This window comes from Rhizomicrobium sp., assembly GCF_056722145.1.
This window is the reverse complement of sequence record NZ_JBWZET010000107.1, coordinates 1-17,129: the sequence shown is the minus strand read 5'-3', so window position 1 is coordinate 17,129 and position 17,129 is coordinate 1. Positions and strand designations below refer to the sequence as shown.

17 protein-coding genes are annotated in these 17,129 nt (G+C 63.9%); 11 read left to right on the top strand and 6 right to left on the bottom strand.

What is annotated here, in order from left to right; all coding sequences use genetic code 11:
* Nucleotides 1-217, bottom strand: a 217-nt coding sequence (locus AC1P6P_RS05900; protein WP_481401509.1) for a DUF815 domain-containing protein, incomplete at its 3' end; no start/stop codon positions are given.
* Nucleotides 218-353: 136 nt separating this feature from the next.
* Between AC1P6P_RS05900 and yajC the strand changes: the two genes are divergently transcribed.
* From yajC to AC1P6P_RS05885, 3 genes are read left to right on the top strand one after another with little or no spacing between them, the layout of a single operon-like run.
* Nucleotides 354-659, top strand: coding sequence for a preprotein translocase subunit YajC (gene yajC, locus AC1P6P_RS05895; RefSeq protein WP_481401508.1), 306 nt, complete (start codon nucleotides 354-356; stop codon nucleotides 657-659).
* 15 nt (nucleotides 660-674) lie between these two features.
* The gene (gene secD / locus AC1P6P_RS05890; protein ID WP_481401507.1) at nucleotides 675-2,288 is read left to right on the top strand and encodes a protein translocase subunit SecD; all 1,614 of its coding nucleotides are present in this window, start codon (nucleotides 675-677) and stop codon (nucleotides 2,286-2,288) included.
* A complete protein-coding gene (locus AC1P6P_RS05885) occupies nucleotides 2,285-2,908 on the top strand; it encodes a phytoene/squalene synthase family protein (RefSeq protein WP_481401506.1) in 624 nt (207 codons plus the stop codon). Before secD ends, AC1P6P_RS05885 begins: the two co-directional genes overlap by 4 nt.
* 258 nt (nucleotides 2,909-3,166) lie before the next feature.
* Here AC1P6P_RS05885 and trmFO read toward each other — a convergent pair whose 3' ends face one another.
* Together trmFO and AC1P6P_RS05875 are read right to left on the bottom strand one after the other, a co-directional pair.
* Nucleotides 3,167-4,465, bottom strand: a complete 1,299-nt coding sequence (trmFO, locus tag AC1P6P_RS05880) for a methylenetetrahydrofolate--tRNA-(uracil(54)-C(5))-methyltransferase (FADH(2)-oxidizing) TrmFO (RefSeq protein ID WP_481401505.1) — start codon at nucleotides 4,463-4,465, stop codon at nucleotides 3,167-3,169.
* A gap of 1 nt (nucleotide 4,466) precedes the next feature.
* A complete protein-coding gene (locus AC1P6P_RS05875) occupies nucleotides 4,467-5,891 on the bottom strand; it encodes an amidase (RefSeq protein WP_481401504.1) in 1,425 nt (474 codons plus the stop codon).
* A gap of 127 nt (nucleotides 5,892-6,018) precedes the next feature.
* Between AC1P6P_RS05875 and AC1P6P_RS05870 the strand changes: the two genes are divergently transcribed.
* From AC1P6P_RS05870 to AC1P6P_RS05835, 8 genes are all read left to right on the top strand, one after another.
* On the top strand, nucleotides 6,019-6,912 hold the full coding sequence (locus AC1P6P_RS05870; RefSeq protein ID WP_481401503.1) for a hypothetical protein: 894 nt from the start codon (nucleotides 6,019-6,021) through the stop codon (nucleotides 6,910-6,912).
* A 58-nt stretch (nucleotides 6,913-6,970) separates the two neighbouring features.
* Nucleotides 6,971-7,885, top strand: a complete 915-nt coding sequence (locus AC1P6P_RS05865; RefSeq protein WP_481401502.1) for a hypothetical protein — start codon at nucleotides 6,971-6,973, stop codon at nucleotides 7,883-7,885.
* Between the two features lie 30 nt (nucleotides 7,886-7,915).
* Nucleotides 7,916-8,881, top strand: a complete 966-nt coding sequence (locus tag AC1P6P_RS05860; protein WP_481401501.1) for an NAD-dependent epimerase/dehydratase family protein — start codon at nucleotides 7,916-7,918, stop codon at nucleotides 8,879-8,881.
* 15 nt (nucleotides 8,882-8,896) lie between these two features.
* Nucleotides 8,897-9,571: a LamG domain-containing protein gene (locus AC1P6P_RS05855; RefSeq protein WP_481401500.1), complete on the top strand. Its 675-nt coding sequence runs from the start codon at nucleotides 8,897-8,899 to the stop codon at nucleotides 9,569-9,571.
* Nucleotides 9,572-9,616: 45 nt separating this feature from the next.
* Nucleotides 9,617-10,231: a LamG-like jellyroll fold domain-containing protein gene (locus AC1P6P_RS05850; RefSeq protein ID WP_481401499.1), complete on the top strand. Its 615-nt coding sequence runs from the start codon at nucleotides 9,617-9,619 to the stop codon at nucleotides 10,229-10,231.
* The gene (locus tag AC1P6P_RS05845) at nucleotides 10,231-11,295 is read left to right on the top strand and encodes a pectinesterase family protein (protein WP_481401498.1); all 1,065 of its coding nucleotides are present in this window, start codon (nucleotides 10,231-10,233) and stop codon (nucleotides 11,293-11,295) included. The genes AC1P6P_RS05850 and AC1P6P_RS05845 overlap by 1 nt, the downstream gene beginning before the upstream one ends.
* 23 nt (nucleotides 11,296-11,318) lie before the next feature.
* Nucleotides 11,319-11,894, top strand: a complete 576-nt coding sequence (locus tag AC1P6P_RS05840; protein WP_481401497.1) for an NUDIX domain-containing protein — start codon at nucleotides 11,319-11,321, stop codon at nucleotides 11,892-11,894.
* Between the two features lie 370 nt (nucleotides 11,895-12,264).
* Nucleotides 12,265-13,068 carry an NAD(P)-binding domain-containing protein gene (locus tag AC1P6P_RS05835; protein ID WP_481401496.1) on the top strand — a complete coding sequence of 268 codons (804 nt, stop codon included), beginning with the start codon at nucleotides 12,265-12,267 and terminating at the stop codon, nucleotides 13,066-13,068.
* A gap of 649 nt (nucleotides 13,069-13,717) precedes the next feature.
* On the opposite strand, the gene AC1P6P_RS05830 is transcribed toward AC1P6P_RS05835, so the two are convergent.
* The 3 genes from AC1P6P_RS05830 to uvrA form a co-directional block, all read right to left on the bottom strand.
* A complete protein-coding gene (locus AC1P6P_RS05830) occupies nucleotides 13,718-13,930 on the bottom strand; it encodes a hypothetical protein (protein WP_481401495.1) in 213 nt (70 codons plus the stop codon).
* Nucleotides 13,927-14,253 carry a DUF4258 domain-containing protein gene (locus AC1P6P_RS05825; protein WP_481401494.1) on the bottom strand — a complete coding sequence of 109 codons (327 nt, stop codon included), beginning with the start codon at nucleotides 14,251-14,253 and terminating at the stop codon, nucleotides 13,927-13,929. Before AC1P6P_RS05825 ends, AC1P6P_RS05830 begins: the two co-directional genes overlap by 4 nt.
* A 4-nt stretch (nucleotides 14,254-14,257) precedes the next feature.
* On the bottom strand, nucleotides 14,258-17,129 hold a 2,872-nt coding region (gene uvrA / locus AC1P6P_RS05820; RefSeq protein ID WP_481401493.1), incomplete at its 5' end, for an excinuclease ABC subunit UvrA.

The following is a 17,129-nucleotide window of genomic DNA, read 5'->3' as shown; positions in this document are numbered from 1 at the left end:
GGGCGTTGTTGGCCGGCAGGCCGTCGGCAAAGCGCCGCGTGTTCTCCATCAGGGTGTCGCGGGCGGCCTCGACGCCTTGCAGCAGGCCGAGCGGCAGGCGGGCGACTTTGCGAACGGGATGCAACTTACCCGGGCCGGCCTCCCACACGAAAGCGTCGGCCGTGGGCGTTTTGGGCGCGGCGTTCGGTCGCCGCCGCGAATTGTTGGATTTCGTCACTGGTAATCCCCATTTCCAAGGGTGAGATCGGCGGTCTGAGCCGGCAATTTGGTCGCTAATCCTTTGATTTTACAGAGTTGCAAAGGTGGGACACACCGCTATAGTCCCGGCCGCGCTGTCAACGGAACCTTATTCGATGCAAGAACTCCTCGGATCGCCCTTCCCGATGCTGATCGCCCTCGCCGCGATCTTTTACTTCCTGGTTTGGCGGCCGCAAGCGCAGCAGCAGAAGAAGCTTCGTGCGGCGGTGGACGGTATCCGGCGCGGTGACACCGTGGTGTTGAATTCCGGCATCATCGGCAAGATCACCAAGGCTCCGGCCAAGGAAGATACCGAAATCGCCGTGGAAATCGCCGACGGCGTGACCGTGAAGGTGCTGCGCGCCGCGGTCGGTGAAGTGCGCGCCAAGAATCAGCCGGTCGAAGCCAAGGCCGACAAGTAAGTTCAGGACCATATCATGCTGCAGGTCTCTAACTGGGTCCGGATCGTCGTTGGGCTCATCCTGATTTTCGGGATTGCCATTGCGCTGCCCAACGCGCTGCCGGAAAACGTGCGCAACAGCCTGCCGAGCTGGATGCCGAAGAACACGGTCAGTCTCGGCCTCGATTTGCAGGGTGGTTCCTACGTGCTGCTCGAAGTGCAGCTCGACCAGGTCATGAAAGACCAGCTCGACTCCACGGTCGGCGACATCCGCCGCGCTTTGCGCAAGCAGCACATCGCCTATGAATTCAAGCGGCCCGAGGGTGCCATCGAAGTGCACATCCTCAACGGCGGCGAATTCCAGGATGCGCTCGGCGCCATCAAGGAGCTCAATCCGGCCGTGTCGGGCGCCGCGCTGATCGGCACCAAGCAATATGATCTCACCCAGCCGGGCGACAACACCATCGTCATGCGGATGAGCGACGCCTACAAGAAACAGCTCAAGAAGGACGTGGTCGGCCGCTCGATCGAAGTCGTGCGCAAGCGCGTCGACGAACTTGGCACCAAGGAACCCTCGATCGAGCAGCAGGGCGAGGACCGCATCGTCGTGCAGGTTCCGGGTCTGGCCGATCCCAAGCACCTGATCGAGATCCTCAAGACCACCGCCAAGATGACGTTCCAGATGGTGGACACCACCAACGACACCATGGCGGCCATCACCCAGCACCGCATTCCGCCGAATTCCGAATTGCTGCCGATGGCGACCGAAAAAGGCGGCCAGCCGCAGCTGCCGATCCTGGTTGAAAAGCGCGTGCTGATCGCGGGCGACCGCCTCAAGGACGCCGGCTGGTCGAACAACCAGCAGACCGGGCAGGTCGTGGTGACGTTCCGCTTCGACAGCGTCGGCGCCAAGGAATTCGCCGAAATCACCAAGGAGAATGTCGGCAAGCCGTTCGCCATCGTGCTCGACAAGAAGGTTCTTACCGCGCCGAATATCCGCGAACCGATCCTGGCCGGCTCCGGTCAGATCGAAGGCAATTACACGGTGCAGAGCGCCAATGACCTCGCCGTGCTGCTGCGCGCGGGCGCCCTGCCGGCCCCGCTCAACCCGATCGATCAGCGCACCGTGGGTCCCGAACTCGGCAAGGACTCGATCGAGAAAGGCAAGATCGCCACGCTCGCCGGCCTCGCCATGGTCGCGCTGTTCATGGTGCTGCGCTACGGCCTGTTCGGCGTGTTCGCCGACGTCGCCATGGGCGTCAACCTGATCCTGTTGATGGCGGCGATGACGCTGTTCGGCGCCACGCTGACGCTGCCCGGCATCGCCGGCATTGTGCTGACGCTCGGCATGGCGGTCGATGCCAACGTCTTGATCTTCGAGCGCATGCGGGAAGAGGCGCGCAACGGGCGAAGCATGCTCGGCGCCATCGATACCGGCGAGCGGCGCGCCATCGCCACCATCGTCGACGCCAACATGACCCACTTGATCGCGGCGTTGATCCTGTTCGAACTCGGTTCCGGCCCGGTGCGCGGCTTCGCGGTGACCCTCGGCGTCGGCATCATCACCTCGTTCTTCACCTCGGTGATGGTGACCCGCCTGATCATCATCGCGTGGCTGAATGTCCGTAAGCCGAAGAAGCTGATCATTTGATTGGCGCCTTTGAGGAATGCGAGAAAGCGGTTCGGACTCATGATCCGGACCGCTTTTTTGCTGCCCTGTTCGCACCCGAAGACAAGCGCCCGCATCTGTTCGCGTTGACGGCGCTCTATTACGAACTCGCCCACGCCGCGTCGCAGCCGCGCGAGCCGATGCTGAAGGCGATCCGCCTTGAATGGTGGCGCGAGACGATCGAGCGGGCGCGTGCCGGAAGCCCTCGCGATCACGCCGTGGCGCAGGCACTGGCGGAAACGTTGAAGCGGTTCGATCTGCCGGACGCGTTGTTCGAAGCAATCATCGAAGCGCGATCCGTCGATGGTTCCGGCGAGGATTTTGCAGATGCCACCGTTGGCTCGCTGATGCGGCTATGGCAGCGCGTTCTGGGCGGCGACGCCGACGTGCGCGATGCCGCCATTGCCTATGGCCTTGCCGGGCGTGGCGACGGCGAGGTGGTCGGGACGCATTACGCCCAAGCGCGCTCGCTCCGCTATCCGCGCGCCGTCTTGCCCGCGGTCCTGCCGGCTGCGCTGGTGCCGCTCTATCTTCGCGGCGAGCCGGCGCAGTGGCGCAAGCAGATCGCGTATCTGCGCGTTGCGGTAACGGGTCGCCTTTAGGGCTGCCCTTCTTTCCTCCCCCGCGCCAACAAACTCATTTCAGACGCCTGTTCACCGCGGGGGAGGAAAGAAAGATTTTGCGGCGAAACCGTGCGAACGCGCCGCGGTCTCATGGCCCCAAAACGGCAAGTGATTGAATCGCACTTGTTTTGTTCAATGTGTCGCAGCCGAAAAACTCCCCTTGAAGACTGCGGGAGGTTTCCCCATTTCTTCTATATCCGCTGAATTGTACCGAGACCGCCGCAAGGCGGTTTTTTGCTATCCCAGCCACCCGGCCAGATCGGTCAGGGCGCGGGCGCTCATGGCGCGCTTGCGATCCTTGCCGCGCGGGCCCGGCGGCAGCTCGGGGAAGAGGCCGAAATTGATGTTCATCGGCTGGAAGGTTTCGGCTTCGGCGCCGACCGTGATGTGCGCCAGCAGGGCGCCGAGGGCGGTGGTGGGCGGCGGCGGCGCATTTTTCCCGGCCGCGAAACGCCCGGCGAGGAGTCCGATGGCGGCGCTTTCGACATAGCCTTCCACGCCGGTGACCTGGCCGGCAAAGCGCAACGACGGCCGCGCCTTCAGCCGCAGTTCGGGATCGAGCAGCCGCGGCGAATTGAGGAAGGTGTTGCGGTGCAGGCCGCCGAGCCGTGCGAACTGAGCGTTTTCGAGCCCCGGGATCATGCGGAAGATGCGCGTCTGTTCGGCATGCTTCAGCTTGGTCTGGAATCCGACCATGTTCCACAGGGTGCCGAGCGCATTGTCCTGGCGCAGCTGTACCACGGCATAGGGGCGCCTTTCGAAGCGCGGATCGCGCAAACCGACCGGCTTCATCGGTCCATAGCGCAAGGTATCGACACCGCGGCTCGCCATGACTTCGATCGGCAAACAGCCCTCGAAATAGGGCGTCGACTTTTCCCACTCCTTGAATTCGGTCTTCTCGCCGGTAAGCAGCGCAGCGATGAAGGCAGCATACTGGTCGCCGTCGAGCGGACAGTTGACATAATCCTTGCCGTCGCCCTTGTCGTAGCGCGACTGCATCCAGGCGACGTCCATGTTGATGGTGTCGCGATGAACAATCGGCGCGATGGCGTCGAAGAATGACAGCGACTCCGCATCGGTCAGCGTGCGGACGAAATCGGCCAATGCCGGTGAGGTCAGCGGCCCCGTCGCCACCACGACATTGTCCCATTCCGCCGGCGGCTCGGCGATTTCCTCGCGCACGATCTCGATGGCGGGATGCTCGCTCAGCGCCCGCGTGACAGCCTCGGAAAAGCCGTGCCGGTCGACGGCAAGAGCGCCGCCCGCCGGCAGGCGATGCTCGTCCGCCGCGCGCAGGATCAGCGAGCCGGCACGGCGCATTTCCTCATGCAACAGGCCGACCGCATTGTTCTCGGCATCGTCGGAGCGCAGCGAATTGGAGCACACCAGTTCGGCAAGGCCGTCGGTTCCGTGGGCGTCGGTGGTACGGCTCGGGCGCATTTCGTGCAGGATGACGCGGGCGCCGGTGCTCGCCGCCTGCCACGCCGCTTCGCTGCCCGCGAGGCCGCCGCCGATGATGTGGATGGTGTTGCTCATGTCAGAGGACAATTTCCTTGTATCGTTCGGCCCACGGAGCGGTGCGCTCCAGAGCGGTCGCGAGCTGTAGCAAAGTCGCCTCATCGCCGAAAGCGCCGACGAACTGGACGCCGATCGGCAGGCCGTTCGTATTCCAGTATAGCGGGAGATTGATCGCCGGCTGGCCGGTGACGTTCTGGATCGGCGTGAACGGCACGTAGGCGGCGAACTCGGCCATCACGGCGGCAAGATCGCGGCGGTCGGGGTTGAAGCGCCCGAGCGGCCACGGCGGCTCACCCAAGGTGGGCGTCAGCCAGAGGTCGTAATGCTGATGAAAGCGCGCGATCCCGCGGGTGATCTGCCCAAGGATCATTTTCGACTGAATGTAGCGGCTGGCGCTCACCGTCTTGCCGCGCTCGTAATAGGCAAGCGTCAAGCCTTCGAGCTTGTCGGGGCCGGGCGTTTGGCTGGTGACGCGGGCGAGGAAATCGATCGCCGACGCCAGATGGCTGCACCACAAATCGGTAAAGGCGGGCTCGAACAGGCCCACCTCCACATCGGGCGAAGCTTCTTCCAGCGCATGGCCGAGCGACCGGCACAAACCGGCGGCATGTTCGACCGCGGCGACGCAATCGGGATGAAGCTTGGTGCCGTCGAGGCGCGTGGTGGTGAAGGCGATGCGCAACGGGCGCGGCGCAGTTTGCGCAACGAGCCGGAACGATTGCGGTGCCGGTGGTGCGCTGTAGGGATCGCCGGGCTCGTTGCCGGCCGCCACGTCGAGCGCCGCTGCCGTATCGCGCACGCTGCGCGAAACCACCAGTTCGAGCGCCAAGCCGTCGACGCTGTCAGGCAGATCGGGGCCGGCCGACACCCGTCCGCGCGTCGGCTTCAACCCGACCAGTCCGCACGCCGAGGCCGGAATGCGGATCGAACCGCCGCCGTCATTGGCATGGGCGAGCGGCACGATGCCGGCCGCAACCGCCGCCGCCGCACCGCCCGAAGAGCCTCCCGGCGAGCGCGACAAATCCCACGGATTGCGGGCGGCGCCGTACAATTTGCCTTCGGTGGTCGGCACCAAACCGAATTCCGGCACATTGGTCTTGCCGAACGCGACCAACCCGGCGCGGCGGAAGCGGGTCATCAAATGGGTGTCGTGATCGGCGGGAAACGGCGGCCAGAAGCGCGAGCCCTGGCGCGTCGGCGTGCCGATCGCCTGCAGGGAAATATCCTTAAGCAGGAACGGAACGCCGCCAAACGGGCCCGACAATGGCTGCTCGGCCGTCGCCCGCGCCCGCTCGTAGTCCTTGTAGATGAGGGCATTGAGCGACGGATTGAGCCGCTCGGCGCGGGCAATCGCGGCTTCGAGCAGTTCTGCCGGGCTCACTTCGCCGGCGGCGACCAAAGCGGCCAAGCCGAGCCCGTCGCACCAGCGGTCTTCGAACGTCATGAAACCTCCAGGAATTGGAGCGAGTCTAATCGCGGCGGCCGCTCAAGTCATCGTGCTGGCGACGGATTTGTCGCGCCGGGGCGGAGGGGGTAGGCTCGCCGGACTGGGCATTACGGGGGAACTGGCCATGAAGAAGATACCGCTTGGGGCGACGATCGACGGCGCCTACATGTTTTTCTTTCGCAACATCGTTTCGATCATCGGAATCGTCTGGTTCCCCTCGGTCGTTTTCCTGGCCATCATGGCCGCCTTCGTGCTGACCCTGGTGCCGCTCGACTGGCTGACTGGCCATTTCGTGCGGCCGGCCGACATCGACAGCTTTGTCGTTGCCCGTATGACGAGGCTTTTCTTCGCCATGCCGATCATCGCCGTCGCCGGATTGGTGATCGGCGCCATGATCAAGGTCGGCATCCTCGAACGCGCCGTCGGCAACCGGAGCGGCACGACGCTGTTCTATTTTTCGCTCGGCAGCCCGGTGTGGCGCATGGTCGGCGGCGAAATCGTGACCGCCATTGTCATGATGGCGCTGGCGGTGGTCAGCATCGCCGTCGGAATCGCGCTGCACTTCGCCGTTTCGGCAATCCCGCATGTGCCGCTCGGCGTGGTGATCCTGTTCGACGTCCTGCAGGCGATCGGGCTGATCGTGGCGGTCGTCTATCTCTCGGTCCGCCTGTTGTTCTTCCTGCCGGCCGTGATCGTGGTGGAAAACCGGATCGGGCTCGGCCGCTCCTGGGCGCTGGGCTGCGGCAACGTCGGGATGGCGATCATCGTCTTCCTGGCGGTGGTATTCCCGATCTCGTTCGTCGTCGGCACGATCAGCAATTTCGTCACCATGCCGATCATGTTTTCGCACATGACGGCTCTCGGCAGCCATCCTTCACCGGCGGAATCGATGGCGATGTTGAAGGCAATGCTGCCGATCTTCCCGGTCATGCTCGTCTTTCAACTCATCAGTTCGCTGGTGATCACCGGCACCTATCTGGGCGCCGTCGGCAAGGCGTACCGGGAAGTCACCGCCTAGTTGATTGGCGGCGGCAACTGCCTATAACCCCCGGCAGCGTTGCCGGAGAGGACTGTGTATGAAGAAGATACCCGTGGGTCAGACCATCGCGTCGGCGTACCGGTTCACGTTTGTGGGCCTGGAAAACGTGATCGGCCTGATCGGGCTTCCCATCATCGTCCTGACGGTGGCCGATTATTTCATTAACGGGGCCTTCTACACTGCCCAGGCGACTGCCCTCGATACCGGCGATGCGTCGCGCCTGGGGCCGATGCTGGTGGGGCAACTCGGCTTTCAGTTCGTCGAGTTGGCCCTTCAGGCCATGATCGGGGTCGCCATCTGCCGCGAAATTCTCAAGCCGGTGAAGCGGCCGTTGTGGCTGCGGTTCTCGCTCGGCGGCACCGAATTCCGCTTCATCGGCGGGACGCTGGCGCTGGCGGCGCTGATGGGCCTTGCCGCCGTGATCTGCATGATCGTCGGAATGGTGCTGTCGAGCGTGCTGGGGATGGCGACGCCGGGCATGGCGCCCGGCCAACAGGCGTTGGGTTTCGGGGTGTTGGTTGGACTTCTGGCGTGCCCGATCCTGATCTATCTCTTCGTCCGGCTCGGTTCGCTGGTGCTGCCGGCGACGGTGATGGACGGCGGCATTGGCCTGGAGCGCAGCTGGACACTGGTCAAAGGCAACGTCTGGCGCATGATCGGCGTCAGCGTGGCGACGGGCGTTCCGGTGACGCTCGCGGTATACGTGCTGCATGGCCTGATCGTCGGGCTCGACAGCTTCAATCCCCACCTCGAGTTGATGGCGGATCAGGCGGCGCAGTTGCGCCATAACGCCCAAATCCTGCGCCAGACGGCGGAGCATTTGCCGATGCTCGAAGGCGTCGAGTGCGTCCTGGCGCCCTTCCTCTACGGGCTGGTGTTCTCCGCGCCCGCTTTTGCCTACAAGGCGTTGACCCAGGAAGCGCCCGTAGTCAACGAGACGAATTTGGGTTAAGAGCGCTTCGAACATCTACGTGGAGCAGCCATGAGCGTGCTCGTCACCGGCGCCGCCGGCTTCATAGGCTCCCATGTCAGTCAGGCGTTGCTGGCACGCGGCGTTGCCGTCACCGGCATCGACAACCTCAACGACTATTACGACGTGCAATTGAAAAAGGCGCGTCTGGCACGGCTGTGCGACCAGGCCGGATTTCGCTACCTGAATATCGACTTTTCCGACCGCGAAACGACACTGGCGCTGGCGGGCGAGGATTTCTCGCACATCATCCATCTCGGTGCCCAGCCGGGCGTGCGCTACTCGCTGATCAATCCGTATGCCTACATCACCGCCAATGTGATGGGGCATACGGTCGTGCTTGAACTGGCGCGCAAGCTGAAAAACCTCAAGAACGTCGTTTATGCGTCGTCGTCGTCGGTTTATGGCGGCAACACCAAGCTGCCGTTTGCGGTCGGCGATGCGGTCGACACGCCGCAATCGCTCTATGCCGCCACCAAGCGCGCCGACGAGCTGATCTCGCACACCTACGCGCATCTTTACGGCATCCCGCAGGTCGGGCTGCGGTTCTTCACCGTCTACGGGCCGTGGGGACGCCCCGACATGGCGCCGTTCCTGTTCACCCGCGCCATGCTGGCCGGCGAGGAAATCCCGGTGTTCAACAACGGCGAAATGTGGCGCGACTTCACCTACATCGACGACATCGTCGCCGGCATCCAGGCCGCGATGGAAGCGCCGCCGGCGCTGAAGCCGCCGCACAAGGTCTACAACATCGGCAACAACAATTCCGAAAAGCTGACCGACTTCATCGCAGCGCTGGAAAGCGCCCTCGGGGTGAAGGCGAAGATGCGTTTCGAGCCGATGCAGCCGGGCGACGTGGTTTCGACCTATGCCGAGATCGAGGATACCAAGCGCGACCTCGGCTTCGCGCCGACGACGCCGATCTCGGTCGGCGTGCCCAAGTTCGTCGCCTGGTATCGCGACTTTTACAACGTCTGAGGCCAGATCAATCGCATGCGTTTGTTTCTTCTGATCGCCGCGCTTTTCCTTGCCGGCTGTAGCAGTGCGCCCGAAGGCGCGCTGTGGCGCCTTGATCGCCTGGATCACATCGGCGGCGCGTCGGCCCATGCCGAAGGTGCTCCCCAGATCATCACCACCGGCGCCGGTCCGGCGGTACGCTTCGACGGCGTCAAGGATGCACTCTTCATCGACAAGCATCCGCTGGCGGGGGCTACGACGTTCACGGTCGAGGCGGTGTTCCGCCCCGAAGGCGGGCCGTTCGAACAGCGCTGGATGCACCTTGCCGAGACCGATCCCAAGACCGGACAGGACACGGGCGCGCGCTTCCTGTTCGAAATTCGCGTCGTCGGCGACCAGTGGTATCTCGATTCTTTCACCCACGGCACCAATTACCATCTGCCGCTGATGGTGACCGACAAGCTGCACCCGTTGGGGCGCTGGTATCGGGTGGCGATGACCTATGACGGCAAGATCTTCCGCTCCTATGTCGACGGCGAACTGCAGGGCGAAGCGGCACTGGCGTTCACGCCGCAGGGCGACGGCCATGCCGTGTTCGGCACCCGCATCAATCGCGTCGACTATTTCAGGGGGGCGGTCTACCAGGCCCGCTTCACGCCGAAAGCGCTGCAGCCGCAGGACTTCCTGCCCATGCCGCAAGGCCTCAATTAGCGATATCCTCCGCCGCGAATCGGCACAACCTTCGGGATATTCCCCATGAGCACTCTCTGGACTTTCGACCGGCTTTCCGGCATCGGCGGCTTTCCGACCACGATCGAGGGCGCTCCCAAGCTGATCGACACGCCGGCCGGCAAGGCGGTGCTGTTCGACGGCGCCAGCGATATCGTTTATGTTGCCAACCATCCGCTGGCCGGCGCCAGCACCTTCACGGTGGAAGCGGTGTTCCGTCCCGATGGCGGCGCCTTCGAGCAGCGCTGGCTGCACCTCGCCGAGGCCGATCCGGTCAACGGCGATGCCCAGTCGCCGCGCACCCTGTTCGAAATCCGCGTCGTCGAAAACGCCTGGTATCTCGACGCCTTCACCACCGGCCCCGGCTACAACACGGCGCTGGTGGTGCCGGAAAAAACCTTCCCGATCGGGCGCTGGTACGCGGTGCAGCAGACCTTCGACGGCAAGATCTATCGCGCCTATGTCGATGGCGTGCTGCAGGCGGAAGCGGAACTGGCGTATACCCCGCAAAAGGCCGGGCGCACCGGTATCGGCATGCGCATCAACAAGGCGACGCCGTTCCATGGCGCCGTCCTCAATGCCCGCTTCACGCCGCGCGCCCTGGCGGCGAGCGAATTCGCGCCCCTTCCGGCCGGGCTCTGATGCCGAGCCGGCGCGCCGTCGTGACCGGTCTGGCCGCCGTCGGCTTGACCGCGCCGGCGCGGGCGCTCGGCGGCTATGATGCGGTGGTGGCGAAGACCGGGCCTTACACCTCGGTCGGCGCGGCGGTGGCGGCGGCGCCGGGCGATCGGCGCTTCCGCATCCTGGTCACGGCGGGCGATTGGCGCGAGCGCGTCAGCGTGACCAAGCCCAATGTCGAGCTGATCGGCGAGGGGCGCGCCCGCATCGTTTTCAACGCTTCGGCCGGCGACACAGGACCGGACGGCAAAGCGGTCGGCACCTTCGGGACGCCGACGGTGACGGTGCGAGCGCCCGATTTCACCGCGCGGCAGATCACGTTCGCCAACGATTTCGATTACGTCGCCCATCTGCCCAAGCCGGTGCCGGACGACAAGACCGGTCCTTCGGGCTCGCAGGCCGTGGCGCTGGCGGTGGAAGGCGGCGCCGACCGCGCGCTGTTTGACAATGTCCATCTCACCGGCCATCAGGACACCCTGTTCGTCGATGCGGGCCGCAGCCTTTTCCGCGCCTGCACAGTGGAAGGCTCGGTCGATTTCATCTTCGGGGCGGGGCGCGCGGTGTTCGATCGCTGCACCCTCGTTTCGCGCCTGCGGCCGGGGCAGGATTTCAACGGCTATGTGGTGGCGCCCGATACCAAACGCACGCAGCCCTATGGCTTTCTGTTTGCTGCCTGTCGCTTGACCAAGGCCGATGGCGTCGCGCCGCACACCGTTGCGCTGGGCCGTCCCTGGCGGCGAACCGGTACCTTTGCCGACGGACGCTATGGCGATCCCGATGCGGTCGGTGCGGCCGCTTTCATCCAGTGCTGGATGGACGACCACATCGTGCCCGAGGGCTGGTACCCGATGGGCTACACCGCCAAAGACGGCCGCAAGACCCAGATGCAGCCGGAAGAGGCGCGGTTCTACGAATTCGCCTCGACCGGTCCCGGTGCCGGCGTTGCATCGGCTCGTCGCCGCATTTTCACCGCCGAACAGGCGCGGCCGTTCACGCCGGAATTGGTGCTGGACGGCTGGCGGCCGTAAGCGTTCAAGAGGTGTCATTTGTCATGAAACGCAAAGCCTCCATTCTCAATCGCCGCGTCGTGCTCGACGGCTTTTTCCATGTCGAAGACGTTTCGGTGTCGTTCGAACTTCAGACCGGTGCGATGAGCCCGCCGGTGAACCGCTTCAATCTCAAGCGCGAACTGGCGGCGGCACTGCTGCTCGACAACAAGGAACGCGGCTCAGTCATCCTGGTGCGCCAGTTCCGTTATTCTTCGCTCGCGCATGACGGTGGCTGGCTGACAGAAGTCGTCGCCGGCCTGATCGACAAAGGCGAAACCGCGGAAGAGGCCATCCGGCGCGAAGCCGTGGAAGAAGCGGGCTATGAGGTCGGCGCGCTGATCCCCATCACCACCTTTTATACGACGCCCGGCATCTGTTCCGAACGCATCGCGCTGTTCTACGGCGAAACCACCAGCGCTGAACCGGTCGCGACCGGCGGCGGCCTGGCGGAAGAGGGCGAGGACATCGAAGTCCTGGAAGTGCCTTATGCCGAGGCCTTCGCGATGATCGACCGCGGCGAGATCGTCGACGGCAAAACACTGATCGCGCTGCTGTGGCTGAAAAGCCGGCTGGCCTAGCCCATAGACCTGGGTATGCGATGCCAACAATTCAAGCCGGTGCGACAATCGCTGCGCGCCTGCGAGGCGGGTGCAGGTTTGGTTCATGTAGATGAACGGAATTGGTAAACTCTGGGAGGTGCTTTCTGCCCCCACGGTCGACGTGCGCGCGCGGACATCTGTTCGCCTGCGGGGCCAGAAATCGTCGGCGCGTCCGGAGTGACAACAAAAAAAGTAATTTCACGCGGAGACGCGGAGCGAGTGTGCCGGATGTCGCGTGCAGTGCACGGGCCAAAGAAAATGCCTCCGCGTTCTCCGCGTCTCCGCGTGAGTCATCTTCACTTGGCCTTTGATGTGCGCTAACACCGCCACACAATGCGAGGGATGGGTCATGGGATTGACGGCGGCGGTGGAATTCGGTGCGCCGCTTGGCGTGTTCGGGGCCGGGCATTTGGGGCGCGCGATTGCGTCGGGCTTGCTGCGGGCGGGCTGGCCGCGCCAGCAGCTGCTCGTCTGCCATTCCGGATCGGCGCGCGGCGCGGCAGCGTTGGCGGCGGTGGGGCTTGAGGCGGTGACGCCGGCCGAACTCGCGGCGACGGCGAAACTCGTTTTCTACACGGTGCGGCCGCAAAGCGTCGACGCCATCGCGGGATTGGCGATGCGGCCTGACGCGCTGGTGGTGTCGTTTCTCGCCGGCATCGATCTGGCGCGCCTTCCGGCGGCAGCGCCGGCACGCCTGCGGGCGATGATCAGCGATCCCGAAACGCTGGCGAAACAGAACGGCATCGCGGCGCTGTATCCGCGCCACGAAGCGGTGGCAGAATTGCTCAAGGCGCTGGGATTGCGGGTGACGCTGTTGCCGTCGGAGCAAAGCACGGCGGCGTACACCGCGCTGGCGACTTGCCTGCCGATGGCGGCGGCGTGGTGCATTGGCAACGACCGCCCGATCGATCGCGCCGCTCTTTACGCCGCCGGCCGCCGCCATGATCTCGCCGGGTATGCCGACATCGTTGAATGGGCGCTGGCGGTGTGCCCGCAAGGCGTCAGCCGCGCCGAACTCGACACCTATCTCACCCACGCCGCCACCCCCGGCGGCATCACCGAGGCCGTGATCAACGGCTTGAAAGCCGGCGACGACATCGCCACCGCGCTCGAACGCGGCATCGTCCGCTGCGAGGAACTGGCGAAGGGGTGAGGTGCCGGCATAGCAGACGCAGCTAGAGCATCGGACGTTCAAGCGAGATCATTCTTTCCTCCCCCGCGATGCTCAAATCATGACGGTGCGGCGTGAAAGGATCTGTCGGCGCGGGGGAGGAAAGATGAACGACGTGATCTCGTCTGAATGTTCGTTGCTCTAAGCGGCGTGCAGACCCGGGACTCATTTTCACGCAAGTCAGATTTCCAAGTAGATCCCGGATCGCGCCATCGTGCCCAACGCGAAGAGCTGTGTCGGCGCGTTGGGGTGCCAAATGGGATTCACGCGGAGACGCGGAGACGACGTGCCAAAAATTGGGCGCGGTTCGGGGGCCAGGGCCGCTGCCTCCGCGTTCTCCGCGTGAATTATTTTTTGCGCTTCGCACCATCTTGTCATTCCAGGCCGACGTGCCGAAGCACAGCAAAGGCGAGGAGGGGAACGGAACCCAGGTTTTCCGACCTGTACGATGAGAGAGATGTGTCGTGCTTTATTTTCGAGGGCGTGCGGGCGCGGCCACCTGGGTCCCCTTCCCTCGCCCGCGCCTAAACAGCGGCGATTATTCTTCGAGATTGTGCGGCGCGGGCTCGCCGGGGATGACAGCATGGGGAGGCGGGTGAGCGGTCAGGAGGCAGGCGAGCGCTGAAAGGTTTTACACCGTCACCGGCTGCAGCTCAAAGACGCGGCCGAGTTCGCTTGCGGCTGCCACGTCGCCTACGCGCAAAGCATGGCGGACGGCGTCGAGCTTTTTGGCATCATCGACGCTGATGTAAGGCGCCCAATCGCCTTCATCGGCGATCAGTTCCACCGGAACTTCGGCGGCGTATCTGCCTTCTCGCACCAGCTTGACGGATTTGCGTGTCATGACGTCTTCCGCTTTCTGAAATCTGTCGACCAACGTTCCGGGTCCGGACGATAGGCAGTGATCAAAACGCCAGGTTCCTGCTTTCCCTTCGGAATACCCCAAACGACGTGGATGGGCTCGCCGCCATCGCTGGTTTGAAGCACCAATACACTCGGTCCCTTGGCCGCCTCCGGATAATCCTCCACCAGGATCGCAGAGGTCAGGCCGTCAAGTACCTCCGAAAAGAATATACCATCGGCGGCCAGTTCGTCATAGCCGTGCGCCGACACCACAATTTTTCCTTTGCGAGCCAATGCTTGTATCAATGTCAGCGTTTGGCTCATCGATTTACTCTGCTGCCTTCACCTTCTTCGCGCTGGCCGCGATCCTTCCTGGCGCGATACCTTTCAGGAGAGGCTTGAGGTAGCGGCCGGTGTAGCTGCGGGCGACCTTTGCCACCTCTTCGGGGGTGCCTTGGGCGACGATTTCGCCGCCGGCGTCGCCGCCTTCGGGGCCGAGGTCGACGAGCCAGTCGGCGGTCTTCACCACCTCGAGATTATGCTCGATGACGACGACGGTGTTGCCGTTGTCGACCAGCTCGTGCAGCACCTCGAGCAGCTTCTTCACGTCGTGGAAGTGAAGGCCGGTGGTGGGTTCGTCGAGGATGTAGAGCGTGCGGCCGGTGGCGCGGCGCGACAGTTCTTTCGACAGCTTGACGCGCTGGGCTTCGCCGCCGCTGAGCGTGGTCGCCTGCTGGCCGATGCTGACATAGCCGAGGCCGACGCGGGTCAGGGTATCGAGCTTTTCGCGAATGGACGGCACCGCCTTGAACAGCTCGGCGCCGGCTTCCACCGTCATGTCGAGCACGTCGGCGATGGAGTTGTCGCGGAATTTCACTTCCAGCGTTTCGCGATTGTAGCGCTTGCCCTTGCAGACATCGCACTGCACGTAGACGTCGGGCAAAAAGTGCATCTCGATCTTGATGACGCCGTCGCCCTGGCACGCCTCGCAGCGCCCGCCCTTGACGTTGAACGAGAAGCGTCCCGGCTGATAACCGCGCGCCTTGGATTCCGGCAGTTCGGCATACCAATCGCGGATCGGCGTGAAGGCGCCGGTATAGGTGGCCGGATTGGAGCGCGGCGTGCGCCCGATCGGGCTCTGGTCGATGTCGATCACCTTGTCGAGGAATTCCAGGCCCTCGATGCGATCGTGGGCGGCGGGATGTTCGCGCGCCTGCATCAGTTTGCGCGCCGCCGCTTTGTACAGCGTCTCGATGGTCAGCGTCGATTTGCCGCCGCCGGACACGCCGGTGATGCAGGTGAGCGTGCCGAGCGGAATCTCGGCGGTGACGTTCTTCAGATTGTTGCCGCGGGCGCCGATCACCTTCAGCCAGCGGTTATGCGCGGCGGGGCGGCGCTTCTTGGGCAGCGCGATCTGCTCCAGACCGACGAGATATTTGCCGGTCAGGCTGTTGGGATTGCGCATGATGTCTTCGGGCGTGCCCTCGGCGATGATGTGGCCGCCGTGAATGCCGGCGCCGGGACCCATGTCCACCACATGATCGGCGGTGCGGATCGCCTCTTCGTCGTGTTCCACCACCACGACGGTGTTGCCGAGATCGCGCAAGCCCTGCAGCGCTTCCAGCAGCTTGACGTTGTCGCGCTGATGCAGGCCGATGCTGGGCTCATCGAGCACGTAAAGCACGCCGGTGAGACCGGAGCCGATCTGCGAGGCGAGACGAATGCGCTGACTTTCGCCGCCCGACAGCGTGCCCGAGGCGCGCGCCAGGGTCAGGTATTCAAGGCCGACATTGACGAGGAACTTCAGCCGCTCGCGGATTTCCTTCAAGATGCGGGCGGCGATTTCCTGGCTTTGCGGCGTCAGGTCTTTGTCGACATCGCGGAACCAGGCATCGGCGTAGCGGATCGCCTTCTCGCACACCTCGCCGATATGCAGGCCGCCGATCTTCACCGCCAGCGCTTCCGGCTTCAAGCGATAGCCCTTGCAGACTTCGCACGGGCTGGAATCCTGATAGCGCTCCATGTCCTCGCGAATCCACGAGCTGTCGGTTTCCTTGTAGCGCCGCTCCATGTTGGGGATGACGCCTTCGAAGGTTTTCTTGGTCTCGTAGCGGCGCATGCCGTCGTCGTAGATGAATTTCACCTCGTCATCGCCGGAGCCGTAAAGGATGACATCCTTGACCTTCTTCGGCAGGTCTTCCCACGGCACCGTCAGCGAGAATTTGTAGTGTTTCGCCAGCGCTTCCAGCGTCTGCAAATAGAACGGCGAGGAGGATTTGTGCCACGGCGACAGCGCCCCGGTGCGCAAGGTCAAGCTCTCGTCGGGAACGATCAGCGCCGGATCGAAATACATCTGCGTGCCGAGGCCGTCGCAAGCCGGGCAGGCGCCGTGCGGATTGTTGAACGAGAACAGCCGCGGCTCGATCTCGGGAATGGTGAAGCCGGACACCGGGCAGGCGAATTTCGACGACAGCAGCATCTGGCGCGGCTTGCCGTTTTCCTTCTCGTCGGCGAATTCCACCACCAACAGGCCGTCGGCGAGGTTCAGCGCGGTCTCGATGGAGTCGGGCAAACGGTTGCCCATGTCGGGCTTCACCGCGATGCGGTCGACTACCACTTCGACGTCGTGCTTCAGTTTCTTGTCGAGCGCGGGCACGGCGCCGAGGTCGTAGTACTTGCCATCGACCTTGACGCGCTGGAAACCCTTCTTCTGCAGCTCGGCAAATTCCTTGCGGTACTCGCCCTTGCGGCCGCGCACGATCGGGGCGTTGAGATAGAGCCGCGTGCCGGCGGGCAGCGCCAGGATGCGGTCGGCCATCTGGCTCACGGTCTGGCTCTCGATCGGCAGGCCGGTCGCGGGCGAATAGGGAATGCCGACGCGCGCGAACAACAGGCGCAGATAGTCGTAGATCTCGGTGACGGTGCCGACGGTGGAACGCGGGTTCTTCGAGGTGGTTTTCTGCTCGATGGAGATGGCCGGCGACAGGCCTTCGATGTGATCGACATCGGGCTTCTGCATCAGTTCGAGGAACTGGCGCGCATAGGCCGACAGCGACTCGACATAACGGCGCTGGCCCTCGGCATAGATGGTGTCGAACGCGAGGCTGGATTTGCCCGAGGCTGAAAGGCCCGTCAGCACGGTCTGCTTGTCGCGCGGTATTTCGTCGTCGACGTTCTTGAGTTTGTGCTCGCGCCAGGCC